Origin of the sequence: Vitreimonas sp., from assembly GCF_035627415.1 — a bacterium.
Lineage (GTDB): Bacteria > Pseudomonadota > Alphaproteobacteria > Caulobacterales > Aquidulcibacteraceae > Vitreimonas.
In genome coordinates, this window is record NZ_DASPLU010000030.1 from 74178 (window position 1) to 90555 (window position 16378).

A 16378-nucleotide genomic window follows, 5' to 3' on the forward strand; every position below is an offset into this window, starting at 1 on the left:
GATGCCGATTTCGGACAATGTTCGCCTGGGTGAGGGTGTGATGATCCACCATCCCCAGCTCGTGAACCTGTACGGCTGCTCTGTCGGCGCCGGCTCCCGCGTGGGCGCGTTCGTGGAAATCCAGAAGAACGCCCATGTCGGCGAGCGCTGCAAGATAAGCTCGCACACCTTCATCTGCGAGGGCGTGACGGTGGAGGACGAGGTGTTCGTCGGGCATGGCGTCATGTTCATCAACGACATCTTCCCACAGGCGGCGAACGCGGACGGCTCGGCGCAATCGGAGTCGGATTGGGCGGTGGTGCCGACGCGGATCAAGACGCGCGCCTCAATCGGCTCCAACGCGACGATCATGGGCGGCGTCACGGTCGGCGAAGGCGCGCTGGTGGGCGCGGGCGCGGTGGTGACGAAAGACGTCCCGGATTACGCGATCGTGGCCGGGGTGCCGGCGAAGGTCGTCGGCGACGTGCGGGACAAACGAAAAAGCGCGGCCGAAGCGCTGAAGCAGGCTTGAGGGCGATCACGATGATCAGGATTGGCGTAATCGGCTACGGCTACTGGGGTCCCAACCTCGTCCGCAACTTCGCGGAGCTGAAAGGCGCTGAGCTCGCGGCTGTCGCGGACCTCGATCCGAAGAAGCTCGAACTCGTCAACAAGCGCTTCCCCGCCGTGAAGACGACGACCGACTTCCAGGAAATGCTGCGCGACCCGACGATCGACGCGATCGCCATTGCGACGCCGGTTTCGACGCACTTCGAACTCGGCATGGCGGCGCTGAAGAGCGGCAAGCACGTGTGGCTGGAAAAGCCCATGACGGAGACCTCGCTGCAGGCGCGCCAGTTGGTCGAGTGCGCCGAGAAGAAGAAGCTCGTCCTCCATGTCGATCACACCTTCATCTACACGGGCGCGGTGCAGAAGATGAAGGACCTCGTCGCGGCCGATGAGTTGGGCAAGGTTCTCTATTATGATTCAACCCGGGTAAATCTCGGCCTCTTCCAGCGCGACGTGAGCGTCATCAGCGACCTCGCCGTGCACGACTTCTCGATCCTGGATTATCTCCTGGAAGAGCAGCCGACCGCTGTTTCAGCCGGCGGCATCAACCACTTCCCGGGCACGCCGGAAAATCTCGCCTACATCACGATGTTCTACGACTCGGGCGCGATTGCCCACGTGAACTGCTCGTGGCTGGCGCCAGTCAAGGTGCGCACGGTGCTCGTCGGCGGTACGAAGAAGATGTTCGTCTATGACGACCTGCAGCCGTCGGAGAAGCTGAAGATCTACGACAAGGGCGTCTCGTTCACGGACGATCCGCAGAAGATTTACCAGATGCGCGTCGGCTATCGCACGGGCGACATGTGGGCGCCGAAACTCGACGAAAGCGAAGCATTGCGCGCCGGCGCGACCGACTTCGTCGAAGCAATCGAAAAGAAGAAGCAGACGCTGTGTGACGGCCGCCTCGGCGCGCGCGTCATCCAGATCATCGAAGCCGCGACCTCTTCCATGAAGGCGCGCGGCGAAACCATTCATCTTCCCCGTGCGGAGCGCGTACTGTGACCGTCCCTTTCGTCGACCTGAAAGCCCAATACCTCTCGATCAAGCCGGAGGTGGACGCGGCGATCCAGCACATCCTGGACAACACGCAGTTCATTCTGGGCGCCGAAGTGGCGGCGTTCGAGAAGGAATTCGCCGAGTATTGCGGCGCCAAGCACTGCATGGGCGTGAATAACGGCACGAGCGCGCTGCATCTTGCCATGCTCGCCGCCGATATCGGCGCGGGCGATGAAGTGATCACGACGCCGTTCACGTTTGTCGCGAGCGTTGCGGCGATCTGGTACACGGGCGCCAAGCCCGTGTTCGTCGACATCGATCCGAAAACCTACCTGATCGATCCGGCCAAGATCGAAGCTGCGATCACGCCGAAGACCAAGGCGATCCTGCCGGTGCATCTCTACGGCCAAGCCTGCGACATGGATGCGATCATGGCGATCGCGAAAAAGCACAACCTGATCGTCATCGAAGACGCCTGCCAGGCGCACGGATCGGAGTGGAACGGCAAACGCGTCGGCGGGATCGGCGACCTCGCGGCGTTCAGCTTCTATCCGGGCAAGAATTTGGGCGCTTATGGCGAGGGCGGCGCGACGACGACCAACAATGACGAGTATGCACGCAAGATCCGCATGCTGCGCGATTGGGGGGCCGAGAAGAAGTACCAGCACGTGCTCAAGGGCTACAATATGCGCCTCGAGGGCATGCAGGGCGCCATCTTGCGGGTGAAGCTGAAATATCTGGAGAAATGGACCGAAGCGCGCCGCGAAGCGGCGAAGCGTTACGACGCCTTGTTCGCCGGCTCGGGGGTGCCGACGCCATACGTCAGCGACAAGTCGCGCCACGTCTATCACATCTACTCGACGCGCACGACCAAGCGCCAAGAGTGGCAGGACGCATTGAACGCCAGGGGCATTCAATCAGGCATCCACTATCCGATCGCGATCCACAACCTGCCGGCCTACGCGGACCTCGGCTACAAGAACGGCGACTTCCCGCACGCTGAGAAGGCGGCGGCGGAGCAGCTCTCGTTGCCGATGTTTCCGGAACTGACGGCGGAGATGCAGGCGGAAGTGGCCGCGGCGGTGATCGAACTGCACAAGAAGGATGCGGGGCTCGCACGATGAACGTCGAAGGCGCAAAAATCCTCGTCACCGGCGGCTGCGGCCTGATCGGCTCGACGACGATCGACCAGCTGTTGCGCGAGGACGTCCAGAAGATCGTGATCTTCGACAATCTCGTGCGCGGCTCGATGCACAACGTCGCCGAAATCCTGAAGGACAAGCGCGTTGAGCTGGTCAAAGGCGACATCCGCGATGTCGAAGCGACGCGGCGCGTCACTGAAGGCATGGACGCGGTGATCCACATGGCGGCGATCCGCATCACCGCGTGCGCCGAGCATCCGCGCGAAGCGCTCGAAGTGATGTGCGACGGCACCTTCAACGTGGTCGAAGCCGCGCATTTGGCCGGCGTGAAACGCATCGTCGCGGCCTCGTCCGCCTCGGTGTACGGCCTCGCGGACAACTTCCCGACAACCGAAAAGGATCACCCGTACAACAACCGCACCTGGTACGGCGCGTCGAAGGTGATGCTCGAAGGCCTGCTGCGCTCTTTCAACGACATGTACGGCACTGAATACTGCGCGTTCCGGTATTTCAACGTGTACGGTCCGCGCATGGACATCCACGGCAAGTACACCGAAGTGCTGATCCGTTGGATGGAGCGCATCGAGGCCGGTGTGCCCCCGCTGATCTTGGGCGACGGCAAGACCTCGATGGACTTCATCTATATCGACGACATCGCCAGCGCCAATGTCGCAGGCCTTAAGGCGGACGTTTCGGACGAGGTGTTCAATGTCGCCTCCGGCGTCGAGACCAACCTCAACGAGCTGGCCGAAACGCTGATGCGCGTGATGGGCAAGAAACTGCAGCCGGAATATGGCCCGGAGCGTAAGGTGAACGCCGTGCCGCGCCGTCTGGCCTCGATCGAGAAGACCAAGCGCATGCTGGGCTGGGAGCCGAAGGTCGATCTCGAAGAAGGCCTGGAGCGCCTGGTTTCGTGGTGGCGCGTCAACAAAGAGCACGTCGCATGATCCCGTTGATGAAGCCGCTGATGGACGAGCGCGAGGCGCAAGCGGCTTCGCGCGTGATCCTGTCGGGCTGGGTGACGCAAGGCCCGGAAGTGGCGGCGTTCGAGCGCGAGTTCGCGGAATTCGTCGGCGCGCCGCACGCGACGGCGGTGTCGAACTGCACGACGGCGCTGCATCTGGCGCTGCTGGCGGTGGGGGTTGGCGCGGGCGATGAAGTCATCACCGTGTCGCATTCCTATGTGGCGACGGCGAATTCGGTGAAGTATTGCGGCGCCGAGCCGGTGTTCGTGGATGTCGAGCTCGAAACCTACAATATGGATCCGGCCAAGATCGAAGCCGCGATCACGCCCAAGACCAAAGCCATCCTTTGCGTCCACCAGATCGGCATGCCGTGCGACATCGATGCGATCGTCGCCATCGGCAAGAAGCATGGATTGCCGGTAATCGAAGACGCGGCCTGCGCCATCGGTTCGGAGATCCAGATCGACGGCCAGTGGGAGCGCATCGGCGCCCCGCGCGGCGATATCGCGGCCTTCAGCTTCCACCCGCGCAAGATCGTCTCGACCGGCGACGGCGGCATGCTGACGACGTGCAATCCAGCATACGACAAACAATTCAAGCTGCTGCGCCAGCACGCCATGAGCGTGCCGGATACCGTCCGCCACGGCTCGAACCAGGTGATCTTCGAAACTCACCCGGTTCTGGGCTACAATTACCGGATGACGGACATCCAAGCCGCCGTCGGCCGCGAGCAGCTGAAGCGCGTGCCGGAAATCCTGGCCACGCGCCGCCGCCTCGCCGCGCGCTACAATGAGTTGCTGCAAAACAATCTCGGCATCGAGACGCCGTTCGAACCGGCGAACAAGCGCTCGAACTGGCAGTCCTATTCGGTGACGCTGCCGGAGCGCTGCGATCAACGCGCGGTGATGCAATCCATGCTCGACGCCGGCGTCGCCTCGCGCCGCGGCATCATGTGCGCACATCGCGAAGACCTCTATAAGAACGGCTGGGATCTGCCGAATTCCGAGTTCGCGCAGGACCGCCGCCTCATTCTGCCACTCTATCACTCGATGACGGACGAAGAGCAGGTCACCGTCGTTGAAGCGCTGAAGAAAGCCTGCGCGTGAGCACGCACGTGCATCCCGCGCCGTCGCAAGTCATCACCGAGATCCGGCCGGATCGCGGCTGGCTCGACCTCGATCTGGGCGCCGTGTGGCGATACCGCGAGCTCCTCGGCGTGCTGGTGATGCGCGACCTGCAGGTGCTGTATAAGCAGGCCCTGCTGGGCGCCGGCTGGGCGATCCTGCAGCCCGTGTTCGCGGTGATCATTTTCTCGATCATTTTCGGCTACATCGTGAAGATGCCGTCCGAAGGCGTGCCTTACCCCCTCTTCGCCTTCGCCGGCGTGCTGCCATGGACGTATTTCGCCGAAGCGGTGCGCCGCTCCGGTACCGGCTTGGTCACCGACGCCGAATTGGTGCGGAAGGTTTACTTCCCGCGCTTGATCATGCCGCTGGCGAACGTGATTTCGCCGTTGGTGGACTTCTGCATCGCCTTCGTCGTGTTGCTGGTCCTAATGGCGTTCTACGGCATCGCACCGAGCTGGAAGATCCTGGTGATCCCGCCGCTGATGGTGGTGGCGGCGCTGCTGGCGCTCTCGATCGGGCTTTGGCTGGGGCCGATCAATGTGCGCTTCCGCGACATCAAGCACACGCTGCCGTTTCTGATCCAAATCTGGATGTATGCGAGCCCGATCGTCTATCCGCTCTCGATCGTGCCGCGGGAATGGCAAGCGATTTATGCGCTGAACCCGATGGTCGGCGTGATCGAAGGCTTCCGCTGGGCGGTGTTCGACCGCGGCGAGCCCAACTTCACCGCGCTTGCCATGAGCGGCGCCATTATCGTTCTACTGCTGGCGGGCGGCCTCGTCTTCTTCCGCCGCATGGAACGCACCTTTGCGGACGTGATCTGATGGAGAATTTCGCCATCTCCGTCCGCGGCCTCAGCAAGCGCTATCGCCGCTTGCTGCGCTCGCAACGCCACGACTCGCTGCGCGACGTGATCGCCGCGGGCATCGGCGACATGTTCGCCTCGAAGGCCGCCCGCGACGAGCGCACCAAACGCAACACTTTTTGGGCGCTGAAGGACGCCAGTTTCGAGATCGCGCCGGGCGAGAACGTCGGCATCATCGGCCTCAACGGCGCCGGCAAATCGACGCTGCTGAAGCTCCTCTCGCGCATCACGGTGCCGACCACTGGCAACATCCGCATCAAGGGCCGCCTCGGGGCCCTGCTCGAAGTCGGCACCGGGTTCCACGCCGAACTGACCGGCCGGGAGAACGTCTTTCTCTACGGCTCGATTCTCGGCATGACGCGCAAGGAAGTCGAGGCCAAGTTCGACGCGATCGTCGAGTTCTCGGAGATCCGCGAGTTCATCGACACCCCGGTGAAGCGCTATTCGAGCGGCATGTATGTGCGCCTCGCCTTCGCCGTGGCCGCGCACCTCGATCCGGACATCTTGCTGCTGGACGAAGTGCTGGCGGTGGGCGACTTCGCGTTCCAGCGCAAGTGCATGAACTTCGCCAAGCAGCTGCAGCGCAAAGGCGCAACGATCTTGTTCGTCTCGCACAACATGTTCTCGATCAAGACCATGTGCCAGCGCGTGATCTATCTGAAGAAGGGCCAAGTCGTGTTCGACGGGCCGACGGCTGAAGGCCTGAAGCTCTATGAAGCCGACAGCCGCCTCGCCGACGTGCCGTGGTTCGATGAACCCGAAGGCGGCCGGCGCATCAGCTTCGAGGACGTGCAATTCCTCGGCAAGGAGGGCAGCGAAGGCGCCGTGTTCGATTTCGGCGAGCGGATGACGATCCGGCTGCGCTACAAGACCAAAGGCCGCGTCGAGCGCCCGGACATCCGCATCGGCCTCGATCGCGACGACGACACCCACTGCATGACGTTCTCGACCATGACCGACGGCGTGCCGATGCCCTATCTCGAAGGCGAAGGCGCGATCGAGTTGACGACGCCGCCGATCAAGCTCGTCTCCGATCTCTACACCTGCAATGTCGTCGTTCGCGATGCCGACGGCCACATGCTGAGCGGCCAAATCGGCGGGCGCTTCCACGTGCGCCACCCGGATTTTTCGTCGACCACGTTCGGCGTCTTCCACGAAAGCGGCGAATGGCGCGTGACGGCGGATGCGCCGGCGCGCCTCAGCGAGGTGAAAGACCGTGTCGGTTGAGGCCTCGCCCGCCCCGGCCATGACCGACAAGGAACGCCGGCTCGCGCGCAATTTCGCCGAGTACGAAAGCTACGTCCTGAAGGCGCAGGATTTCCTGGCGCAGGGCGATTTGCAGACCGCGGCGGCCTATTGCGCCATCGCTTCGCACGTGGCGACGCAAAATCACGCCGGCATCTTCTGGAGCCCGCGCGCCGAGAAGGTGCTGAACGAGATCGGCCGCCGGCTCGAGCCCGACGCGCCGCCGCGGCCGCGGCCGAGCGAGATCAAGCGAATCCTGCAAGTGTGCACGCAGGTCTCGGCCGTCGGCGGGCACACCAAGATGCTGTGCCAATGGGTGCGCGCCGACAAGGATCGCGAACACACCTTGGTGCTGACCGAGCATCGCGGGCCGACGCCAGGATTCGTCCACGAGGTGTTCGAAGCCAGCGGCGGACGCAAGGTCGAGCAGCTCAACCATCGGCCCAGCAGCCAGATCGATTGGGCGCTCCGGCTGCGCGAGATCGCCAAGGATTTCGACCTCGTCATCCTGCATACGCATTGCGAGGACATCGTTCCGCTGATCGCCTTCGCGGATCCCAGCAAGCATCCGCCGGTGCTCGTGCTGAACCACGCCGACCATCTGTTCTGGTACGGACCGAGCGTCACGCACCTCAACATCAACCTCCGCGACGCGGCGCAGGACATCTCCATCGCCCGCCGCGGCATCGCGCCCGAACGCAATATCCTGATGCCGACGCTAGCCGAAGCGGTGGTGCGCACGCGCTCGCGCGAAGAGGCCAAGCGCGAGTTGGGCATCGATCCGGACACGATCCTGATGGTCTCCGCCGCGCGGCGGGCCAAGTACCGCACCATGGGCGGGCTCACCTACGCCGACATCCATGCCGAGGTGCTGAAGAAGCATCAAAACGTCACGCTGATCACCGTCGGCGCAGGCCAGCACGATGACTGGGCGCCGGTGCAGGCGGACGTGGGCGAGCGGCTGCGCTCGATCGCCGAAACGCCGAACCCGAAGGTCTATTTCGAAGCGGCGGACATTTACGTCGACTCGTTCCCGTTCGTGTCGTCGACGTCGCTGATGGAAGCGGCGGGCTACGGCACGCCTTTGGTGACGATCTTCACCTATCCGCAGGAGGCGCGAATCTTCGGCATCAATCACGTGGCCTTGGTCGGCAATGTGATGCAGGCGACCTCGTTCGAGGAATACCGAGGCATGCTCTCGGCCCTGATCGAGGACGCCGCCTTGCGCGAACGGCTCGGCGCCGAGGCGCGCGCAGCGGTGCGGAAGGAGCACAATCTGCCCGGCTGGCTGCGCTGGATGGAGGCCGTGTACGCGCGTGCGCTCGAGCTGCCGATCCTCGACAACGGGCCGATGCTGCAAGCCGTGGACGCGCCGCACTTCGGCGAGCCGGACATCCGCCATGAAGACATTTTCGGCGGCGCGTGGCCGACGATCCGCGTGGTCATGAGCTATATCGGCATGATGCCCGCGCGGCAGCACTGGGCCCATTGGAAACAAGTGCGCCGCGAGGGCGGCTTCAAGAGCAATGCCGAAGCGGCGAGCTATCTCTTCCCGGAATGGCTGAAGCGCTACGTCAAGGACGGCGTGCTAAAGCTGCCGGAAGAAATCACCTTCAGCGGCTGAGCCGATGAGCGCCGCCGACACCGCCGTCGCGCCGCCCCAAGAGCGCGCGATGCAGGAAGCGCGGATCGCCGCGAACTTCGCCGCGTTCGAGCGTTACCTGAAGCGCGCGCAGGACTATCTAGCGCAAGGCGAGCTCGATGCCGTCGCGGTGCACTGCGCGGTTGCTTCGCACATTCCGGTTCAGAACCATGCCGGCATCTTCTGGAGCCCACGGGCCGAGAAAGTGCTTTCGGAGATCGGCAAGCGCCTGCCGTTCGGGCCGGCGCCCGTGCGGGTGAAGGCGCCGCGCCGCATCCTGCAAGTCGGCACGCAGATGGCGGCGGTCGGCGGCCTCACGAAAATGCTGGGCCTCTGGGTGAAGGCGGACAGCGCGCGTGAGCACTCTCTTGTGCTGACGCAGCAGCATGGACCAGTGCCGGAGTCCGTGCAGGAGACGTTCGGCGGACGTATTACCTACTTGAACCGGCGCCCGGGCGGGTTCGTCGCCTGGGCGCAGCAGCTGCGCACACTGGCGCATGGGTATGATCTCGTCATTCTGCATACGCACTGCGAAGACGTGATCCCGCTGATTGCGTTCGCCGATCCGAGCAAGCACCCTCCGGTGCTGGTGCTGAACCATGCCGACCATCTCTTCTGGTACGGCCCGAGCATCTCGCACCTCACCATCAGCCTCCGCGACGCCGCGCTTGATCTCGGCGTCGCGCGCCGCGGCCTCTCGCCTGAGCGCAGCATCTTGATGCCTACGCTCTCGGAGGCCGTCACGCGCACGCGCTCGCGTGGTGACGCCAAGCGCGAACTGGGCATCGATCCGGCGGCGACCCTGATGGTCTCCGTCGCCCGCAAGCTCAAATACAAGACGATGCATGGCGTCACCTTCGCCGACATCCACGCGCCGCTGCTGGAGAAGAATCCGGAGGCAATGCTGCTCGTCGTCGGCGCCGACGATCCTGAGGACTGGGCGCCGGTGAAAGCGCGCTTCGGCGACCGCATCCGCTCCAAGCCAGAGCTGCCGAGCCCGAATATCTATTTCGAGGCGGCGGATATCTACGTCGATTCCTATCCGTTCGTTTCGTCCACCTCGCTGATGGAGGCCGCAGGCTACGGCCTTCCCTCGGTGACAATCTTCACCTACCCTCAGGAGACGCGCATTTTCGGCATCAATCACGTCGCGCTCGTCGGCAACACGCTGCAGGCGGCGTCGTTCGAGGAATATCGCGCGCTGCTCAGCGAGCTGATCGCCGACCCGACGAAGCGCGAGCGGCTTGGTGAACAAGCGCGCGCCGCGGTGGCGAAAGAGCACAACACGCCGGGCTGGTTGTGCTGGATGGAAGCGGTGTACGCGCGCGCCGGCGAACTCGCGCCGCTCGACAACCGCGCTATGCTTGAACGGACCGAAGCGCCGCAATTCGGCGAACCGGACTGGCGCCACGAGGACATTTTCGGCGGCAACTGGCCGATCGAGCAATTCCTGAAGAGCTACATGGGCGTTCTGCCGCTGCGCCAGCGGATCGCCCATTGGCGCGAACTCAGCGCCGTCGGCGCATTCAGCAGCGCCGGCAATGCGCTTAGCCACACGCTGCTTCCCGAATGGCTGAAGCGCGCTATGAAGGGCTAGAGCTGCAGCAGCGCGCGCGCCGCCGCTACCGGATAGCTCTTCGGCGGCGCCAAGGTCAGAGCCTCGGACAACATACCCTTGCGCATCAGGCGCGCCGCGGTGACGCTCACATACCAGGCCACTTCCTTCTGGTTCTTGCGTGACAGCTGCTTCGCGAGCGGCAGCGCGGCGCGGATGAACGCGCAATCGCCGGCGTCCAGCTCATAAGGGCGATAGCGGGCGAGCTCCATCAGCTTGGCCGCCGCGGCGATGCGCAGATGTTGCGCCTCCTCTGGCTCAATGTCGCGCGCGGCGGCGGCGCACATCTTCTCCATCGTCACCGCGGCGCGGAGCGAAGCGTGCAGCTCGCGCGGAAACGCTATGTCGGTCGCGCCGCGCCGGCGCCTGAGCGCGGAGATCGCGCCGAGCTGCGACCCGACAGCCATGATGCGCCCGTTGACGATCGAACTCGAAACGCTCGCCGTATGGACGCGATAGGCGCCGAACTTGACCGGCAGGTTCACCAGCGCTCCCCGCTCCTGCAGACGCCAGAAAAGGTCGCTGTCCTCCGAGTTCGGCACATGGCGATAGCCGCCCACCTCGACCACTGCCGCGCGCCGGGCCAGCATCGTCGAATGCACGATGTAGGGCTCGAGCGCCGGCGCCTTCGCCGGATCGGCGCGACCCGGATCGCCTTGCTGCACCAGCCCCTCAATCGGCGCGCCGCTCTCGTCGACATGATCGACTTCGCCGCCGAGCGCGACGCAGTCAGGGTGCTCGCCCAAGTAGGCGATCTGACGCTCAAGCCGATCCGGGAACGCAGTGTCGTCGGCGTCGAGGCAGGCGATGAACTCGGCGTCGCAGAGTCGCAAGGCGTGATTTCTCGCTTCGACGATGCCGTCATTCACCTTGCGCGTGACCAGGACACGTCCATCCGCAGCGCTCAGCGCGGCGAGAATGGCAGGGGTGTCGTCCGTCGAGCCGTCGTCGATGACGACCACGCGCAAGTCTCTCATCGTCTGCGCGAGCAAGCTCTGCACTGCTTCACGCACGGTCGCCGCCGCGTTGTAGGCCGGCATGATAACGTCGACACGGGACGGCATGGCTCAGTTCGCGCTGACAACGGGCGGCGGCGGATGATGCCGGCGCGGCGCGAGCGATGCGAGGAAAGCTTTGCGCAGCGGCTTCGGCGCGACGAGATGATAAGCGGCGCGGAACGGGAACGTGCGCATGGCGCCCCAAATCGCGCGCCATATCTCCTTGCGCGGGCGCCCTTCGGCGGCGCGTTCAGCGGCGGCCTCGACGAAGTACTCGTAGTACTGCCACATCACATTCTGATAGGCGCGCACCAGACCCTTCACCGAGCCGAACACACGCCACTCAGGCAAAGCGTGACGCAGGAATACGCGGCGGCCGAAGCCGAGCCGGCGCAGCCGTAAGGCGTCATACGAACCTGGCGGCCGCTGACGGAACAGGACGCACGGTCCGGGCGTGTAGAGCAGCCTGCGCCTGCGGGCGACGCGCAGCTGCCAATCCCAATCCTGGTCTCCGAGCAGGCGCTCGTCGAACAACCCGACCTCATCGCGCACGCGCGCACGCACGATCGTCGCGCCGATCTGCGGGTAGTAGCCGCTGAGCATGGACTGAACGAGCGTGTGGCCCTCGCGCGGCGCGCGAACAGGCCATGGCTCGTCGAGCGGGCGCATCTCGTCATCGACGGCGATCACTTGGGCCATGACACCATCGAGCTCGGGATTGGCGTCCAGCAGCGCGAGATGCGGACGGATGTGGCTGTCCATCCAGACGTCGTCGTCGTCGAGAAAGGCGATAAACTCGCCGCGCGCGGCGGATAGCCCGGCATTGCGCGCCGCGCCTGCGCCAGGGGTCGCGACCGCGATGTGGACGGCGCCGAACGCACGCGCGGCCTCGACGCTGCGCGGATCGGCGCCGTTGTCGCCGACCAGAATCTCGAACTCGAATTCCGGCCCCTCCAGCGCGCGGATGCTCGCCAGCGCCTGGCGCAAATAGTCCGGGCGGTCGCGCGTCGGCACGACCACCGAGATGAGCCGGCGGGACGTGGTGTTCATTGCGGACTTCCTTGCGCCGGCGAAAGGCGGCGCACAAGCCAGAACACCACCTAAGCGTGAACCAGCGCGACGGCGTTCATCAGCATCTGTATCGCGCCGCCTTCGCCGAGCTCCGCCGCCGGCGCGAGCAGCGTGCCGGCCACGCCAGCACAGCCGCGCGACCGCCGCGGCAAGACGGCGCCAAGAAAGGCGATGCGCAGGCGGCGCCACTTGAAAAGATGGTAAAGCGTCCGCAACGGAAACACCTGGAACGCGAACCAGATCGCCTTTAGCGCGCCCGCCCTTTCGCCGCGCGCCGCCCGCCGCGCCGCCGCGTCGACGAAATAGCGATAGAAGTGCTTCAGCGTTCCGTAGTGGGCGAGCCAGAGGTGCGCCGGAGACTCCCAGATGCGCCATTCCGGCAGCGCGTGACGGAGGAAAACCTTGCGATCGAAGCGGCTGCGCAGCAGCTGCAGATTGTCGTAAACACCGAGCGGACGGCCGCGGAACAGCACGCTCTCCACAGGAATGACGGCGAGCTGATGTTGGCGCGCCAGGCGCAACAGCCAGTCGAGATCTTCGCCGCCGATCAACTTCTCGTCGAAGCCGCCAATTTTCTCGCGCACGCCCCGCCGCGCAACCACCGCGCCAATCTGCGGAAAGTAGCCGCTCAGCATGCGCCGCAACAGTTCGTCGCCGTCGTCCGGCGGCTCCGCCGGCCAGGCCGCACCCACGCGCCGGAGCTGATGATCGGCGCTGATCACCTGGCCCATCACCGCTTCGAGATCGGGGCGGATATCCAGCAGATCGAGGTGCTCGCGCAAATGCGTCGCGACCCAGCAATCATCATCGTCCAGGAAGGCGATGTAGTCGCCTGTGGCCGCGCGCAACGCGGCGTTCCGCGCGACGCTCGCGCCTTCACCCTCGCGCGCTTCTACGCGGCGCGCGCCGAACTCCTCGGCGATGAGCTGGGTCTGCGGACAGGCGCCGTTGTCGCCGATCAGAATCTCGATCTCGAGATCGGGCCCTTCAAGCGCCCGAATGCTCGCCAGCGCCTGGCGCAGATAGTTCGGCCGGTCGCGCGTCGGCACGATCACCGAGACAGTGCGGACCAGTGCGCCGTGCGGCTCTTGCGCGTGGGCCGCGCTCAATAGGTCCACGTCCACTCCTCCCAGCGATCATAGGCGCCGCGCAGGACCGCTTTGAATAGCCGGTCGTCGTCGAAGTGGGTGACGAACGTGCGCGGGATGGTGCCGGGGGGGCGGGTTTCCTCTGCTTGCGCGTAGATCGTGCTGTAGCCGATCTCGCGAGCGGCCTTGTCGGCCTCTTCGTTCCAGTTGCGGGACTGGCCGAACGGGATGGCGAAGCTGTCCGGGGCGAAGCCGAGGCGCGTCTCGATCGTCCTGCGAGACAGTTCGAACTCATCCTTGGCGCGTTCGATGTCGATCTCGCCGAAGTCGCGGTGCGTCGCGGAATGGCTGCCGAGTTCGACGCCGTCCGCCGCCATTTTCGCCAACTCGTCCCAGCCGAGCACGCCGCTCTTTTGCCAATCGAGCTTCTGCTCCGACCATTCCGAGACGATGAAGATGCTATAGGGAATCCCGAGATCGCGGAGAATGGGATCGGCCTTCGTGAGCACGCTCTTCAGCGCGTCGTCGAAGCTGACGGCGAGGTCCTTCTCCCGCCCGCCCGTGCGCGCAATCTCCGCCGGCGCGACGAAACGATAGCCGAGCTCGAGCGCCAATTCGAGCTGACGGCGGAAACGCGCGGGGCTCACGTCGTTGACACCGAATTCCGGCTGTCCGACCGAGTGATAGCAAAGGATGCGGCCCTGCCGCCGCGGGCGCCGGAACGGCGCGACGGTCGCCAAAGCGTGGCGCTCGCCGTACATGCGGGCGGCCTCGATGTGCTGGCGGCGCAGCCCGGTCTTCTGCACCAGCTTTTTGACCGCCTGCTTCACGACCTGCCCTGCCCCTCGACGAGACGATTTGCTGCAAAGCGCGAACTGCCGCCAGCGTTTTCGCTTTCCGAGCCTATTTTGACCCGCCCTGAAATCAATCCCTTGCGGGGACGGCAGCGGGCAGCCGCTTGCGAGAAAGGCGCCGCCGGAGAGGGCGATCGTAGAACGCGTCCAGAAACGCGGCCGCCGACAGGGCCACGATCGCCGCGAGAGCGACATCGGCCGCGCCGGGCAGTTCGATGTGGAAGCGCCCCAATACGAGCTCGGTCCAGCCCCAAAGCGGCACGTGGAGAATATAAACGCCGTACGAAAGCACGCCGATGATGGTGCTGACGTGCAGCAGCGTGCGCCCGGCCGGCGCGTTGGCGCTGGTCGCGACCAGCAACGGAAAGACGATCAGCACGGCGAACAGATCGATCAGCGCGCGCGCCGCGCCCTCGCCCGGGATCATAAACACCAGGGCGAGCAGCGCATACGCCGCCCAGGCCGGCAGGGCCGGCAGACGGTCGTGCGCGCGCACTTGGTAAAGCCACACGCCCGCGAAAAAGCTGAACGTCACCCGCGGAAAGCCGGCGATGAAGTTCGACCAGGCAAAGCCCCCGTCGAGTTGGCCGAACCCGAACGCGGTCGGGACCAGCAGCACCCCGCCGAGCGCCACGAAGACGAGCGACGCCGCCGGCGTCAGCCACCGCGCCGCAAGCGCGAAGATAGTGTTGACGAACAACTCGAAGAATAGCGACCAGGCCGGGCCGTTCAGCGGATAAGGCGCATTCGGCCAGATCGAAAGCGGCGGCGGACACGGCAGCAGGAACAAGGCGAATAGGAGCGATCCCGCAAGCTGCGGCAGCGCCGCGTCGTTCCAGCCCTGCATGATCGAGATCAGCATCAGCACAGCGCCCAGGGCCGTGCCGGCGAGATAAAGCGGATAGAGCCGGATCACCCGCACACGCAGGAATTGGCCGACCGTCATGCCGCCGCGCAACCGATCGAGATAAACATGCGCGAGCACGAAACCGCTCAGCACGAAGAAGAAGTCGACGGCGAGATAGCGACCCGGCAGCAAGCCGGTCAGCGCCTCGGAAGGCACGTGATCTGTGATAACAGCTAGCGCCGCCAGTCCGCGCATGCCGTCAAGAATCGCGAAGCGCTCCCTAGCCGCGAGGTCAGTGCTAACCATATTGCTCCTTTGCGTGCGGAGCGGCCGCTAAAACTCCGCGCGTTCGGCGCATGACGGAAACCGTTTCCCCCCGGCGCCGAGAAGCTCGTCTATGCCCTACCTTCGCAGCCGCCGCCACGCCGCGGCAGAGGCATTGCATAAAACTTGAACATGCGTCCCTCGCTCCAATCCGACGTCGAACCCGCTCGCCAGCCGTCAGCTGGCCTACAGTCGGCGACACGGCTGGGTTTTGGCACCGCGCTGGTGTCCGGGGCCTACACCGGACGCGAGACGCTCGCGCTGCTCGAAACCGCCTACGAAAGCGGCATTCGCCATTTTGATACAGCGCCGCTCTATGGGTGGGGCCGCGGTGAGGAGGCGCTGGGCGAATTCGCAGCCGGCAAAGGCGACGGTCTGACGATCTTCACCAAAGCGGGCCTCGTGCCGCCAAGCTGTCTGCAGCGCGCGGCCGGCAGGCTGTCGGGCATGGCGGCGCCGACGCATAGAGCGCACTTTGCGCCTCGCCAGATCCGGCGAAGCGTCGAAACCAGCCTCCGCAAGCTCAAGCGCGAGCGGCTCGACGGATTGCTGCTGCACGAGCCTACGCCGGAAGATGTGCGCGAGGAATTGGTGCGATTGCTGGAGGACATGAAACGCAGCGGCAAGATCGCAGCGGTGGGCTTGGCCGCGGCGCCGAAGAGCACGATGGCGCTGCTGACGCGCTATCCCGGCGCATTCCAGATCGTTCAGACGCCGGTGGCGAGCGCGGGAAAACTCGGCGCGTTGCCGCCCGGGATCACGACCATCGTTCATTCAGTCCTAGGCAGTCGACTCGAACACGGCGTGACCCGGGCGCAGACGAACCCAGATGGCATCCGCCAGTTCGAGGCGGACACCGGCGTTTCGCCCGCCGATCGCCCTGGCATGGCCAGGCTGCTCCTGCGCGCCGCTTTGGCCCGCAACCCGGATGGCGTCACCCTGTTCTCATCGTCGCGGGTGGAGAACGTGCGCCGCAATGCCTTTTTGACGCCGTTGGACGCCGAGACCGCTGCTCACGTCGCGACCCTGCTCGGAGAATAGTCGCGGTTC

At 64.9% G+C, this 16378-nt stretch carries 15 protein-coding genes; 10 read left to right on the forward strand and 5 right to left on the reverse strand.

Going from position 1 to position 16378, the window contains the following annotated elements; all coding sequences use genetic code 11:
- Position 1: 1 nt before the first annotated feature.
- From VEA80_RS15725 to VEA80_RS15765, 9 genes are read left to right on the forward strand one after another with little or no spacing between them, the layout of a single operon-like run.
- Positions 2-511, forward strand: coding sequence for an acyltransferase (locus tag VEA80_RS15725; RefSeq protein ID WP_349257272.1), 510 nt, complete (start codon positions 2-4; stop codon positions 509-511).
- An 11-nt stretch (positions 512-522) separates the two neighbouring features.
- Complete coding sequence (locus tag VEA80_RS15730; RefSeq protein ID WP_325061718.1) at positions 523-1551, forward strand: Gfo/Idh/MocA family oxidoreductase; 1029 nt, start codon at positions 523-525, stop codon at positions 1549-1551.
- Positions 1548-2669 (forward strand): DegT/DnrJ/EryC1/StrS family aminotransferase, encoded by a 1122-nt coding sequence (locus VEA80_RS15735; protein ID WP_325061719.1) that lies wholly within the window; start codon positions 1548-1550, stop codon positions 2667-2669. The genes VEA80_RS15730 and VEA80_RS15735 overlap by 4 nt, the downstream gene beginning before the upstream one ends.
- Complete coding sequence (locus VEA80_RS15740; RefSeq protein ID WP_325061720.1) at positions 2666-3634, forward strand: SDR family NAD(P)-dependent oxidoreductase; 969 nt, start codon at positions 2666-2668, stop codon at positions 3632-3634. The genes VEA80_RS15735 and VEA80_RS15740 overlap by 4 nt, the downstream gene beginning before the upstream one ends.
- The gene (locus VEA80_RS15745; RefSeq protein ID WP_325061721.1) at positions 3631-4758 is read left to right on the forward strand and encodes a DegT/DnrJ/EryC1/StrS family aminotransferase; all 1128 of its coding nucleotides are present in this window, start codon (positions 3631-3633) and stop codon (positions 4756-4758) included. The genes VEA80_RS15740 and VEA80_RS15745 overlap by 4 nt, the downstream gene beginning before the upstream one ends.
- Entirely contained in the window at positions 4755-5603 is an 849-nt protein-coding gene (locus VEA80_RS15750; RefSeq protein WP_325061722.1) for an ABC transporter permease, read from the forward strand. The genes VEA80_RS15745 and VEA80_RS15750 overlap by 4 nt, the downstream gene beginning before the upstream one ends.
- Entirely contained in the window at positions 5603-6871 is a 1269-nt protein-coding gene (locus VEA80_RS15755) for an ABC transporter ATP-binding protein (RefSeq protein WP_325061723.1), read from the forward strand. The genes VEA80_RS15750 and VEA80_RS15755 overlap by 1 nt, the downstream gene beginning before the upstream one ends.
- Positions 6861-8513 carry a hypothetical protein gene (locus VEA80_RS15760; RefSeq protein WP_325061724.1) on the forward strand — a complete coding sequence of 551 codons (1653 nt, stop codon included), beginning with the start codon at positions 6861-6863 and terminating at the stop codon, positions 8511-8513. The genes VEA80_RS15755 and VEA80_RS15760 overlap by 11 nt, the downstream gene beginning before the upstream one ends.
- Positions 8514-8517: 4 nt before the next feature.
- Entirely contained in the window at positions 8518-10128 is a 1611-nt protein-coding gene (locus VEA80_RS15765) for a hypothetical protein (RefSeq protein WP_325061725.1), read from the forward strand.
- On the opposite strand, the gene VEA80_RS15770 is transcribed toward VEA80_RS15765, so the two are convergent.
- From VEA80_RS15770 to VEA80_RS15790, 5 genes are all read right to left on the reverse strand, one after another.
- Positions 10125-11210 carry a glycosyltransferase family 2 protein gene (locus tag VEA80_RS15770; RefSeq protein ID WP_325061726.1) on the reverse strand — a complete coding sequence of 362 codons (1086 nt, stop codon included), beginning with the start codon at positions 11208-11210 and terminating at the stop codon, positions 10125-10127. The two genes, VEA80_RS15765 and VEA80_RS15770, sit on opposite strands and share 4 nt — an antisense overlap.
- 3 nt (positions 11211-11213) lie before the next feature.
- Positions 11214-12194: a glycosyltransferase family 2 protein gene (locus tag VEA80_RS15775; protein ID WP_325061727.1), complete on the reverse strand. Its 981-nt coding sequence runs from the start codon at positions 12192-12194 to the stop codon at positions 11214-11216.
- 50 nt (positions 12195-12244) lie between these two features.
- Positions 12245-13333 carry a glycosyltransferase family A protein gene (locus VEA80_RS15780; RefSeq protein WP_325061728.1) on the reverse strand — a complete coding sequence of 363 codons (1089 nt, stop codon included), beginning with the start codon at positions 13331-13333 and terminating at the stop codon, positions 12245-12247.
- Positions 13321-14133 (reverse strand): polysaccharide deacetylase family protein, encoded by an 813-nt coding sequence (locus VEA80_RS15785; protein WP_325061729.1) that lies wholly within the window; start codon positions 14131-14133, stop codon positions 13321-13323. Before VEA80_RS15785 ends, VEA80_RS15780 begins: the two co-directional genes overlap by 13 nt.
- A gap of 94 nt (positions 14134-14227) precedes the next feature.
- Positions 14228-15310 carry an acyltransferase gene (locus VEA80_RS15790; protein ID WP_325061730.1) on the reverse strand — a complete coding sequence of 361 codons (1083 nt, stop codon included), beginning with the start codon at positions 15308-15310 and terminating at the stop codon, positions 14228-14230.
- Positions 15311-15460: 150 nt separating this feature from the next.
- Here VEA80_RS15790 and VEA80_RS15795 point away from each other — a divergent pair, with 150 nt between their 5' ends.
- On the forward strand, positions 15461-16369 hold the full coding sequence (locus VEA80_RS15795; protein ID WP_325061731.1) for an aldo/keto reductase: 909 nt from the start codon (positions 15461-15463) through the stop codon (positions 16367-16369).
- Positions 16370-16378: the final 9 nt, after the last annotated feature.

Bases quoted from the DNA above. Each gene is read 5' to 3' on its own strand.
- VEA80_RS15775 (WP_325061727.1), bottom strand. From the start codon at position 12,194: ATGAACACCACGTCCCGCCGGCTCATCTCGGTGGTCGTGCCGACGCGC.
- VEA80_RS15790 (WP_325061730.1), bottom strand. From the start codon at position 15,310: ATGGTTAGCACTGACCTCGCGGCTAGGGAGCGCTTCGCGATTCTTGAC.
- VEA80_RS15770 (WP_325061726.1), bottom strand. From the start codon at position 11,210: ATGCCGTCCCGTGTCGACGTTATCATGCCGGCCTACAACGCGGCGGCG.
- VEA80_RS15725 (WP_349257272.1), top strand. From the start codon at position 2: ATGCCGATTTCGGACAATGTTCGCCTGGGTGAGGGTGTGATGATCCAC.
- VEA80_RS15740 (WP_325061720.1), top strand. From the start codon at position 2,666: ATGAACGTCGAAGGCGCAAAAATCCTCGTCACCGGCGGCTGCGGCCTG.
- VEA80_RS15730 (WP_325061718.1), top strand. From the start codon at position 523: ATGATCAGGATTGGCGTAATCGGCTACGGCTACTGGGGTCCCAACCTC.
- VEA80_RS15755 (WP_325061723.1), top strand. From the start codon at position 5,603: ATGGAGAATTTCGCCATCTCCGTCCGCGGCCTCAGCAAGCGCTATCGC.
- VEA80_RS15795 (WP_325061731.1), top strand. From the start codon at position 15,461: ATGCGTCCCTCGCTCCAATCCGACGTCGAACCCGCTCGCCAGCCGTCA.
- VEA80_RS15765 (WP_325061725.1), top strand. From the start codon at position 8,518: ATGAGCGCCGCCGACACCGCCGTCGCGCCGCCCCAAGAGCGCGCGATG.
- VEA80_RS15745 (WP_325061721.1), top strand. From the start codon at position 3,631: ATGATCCCGTTGATGAAGCCGCTGATGGACGAGCGCGAGGCGCAAGCG.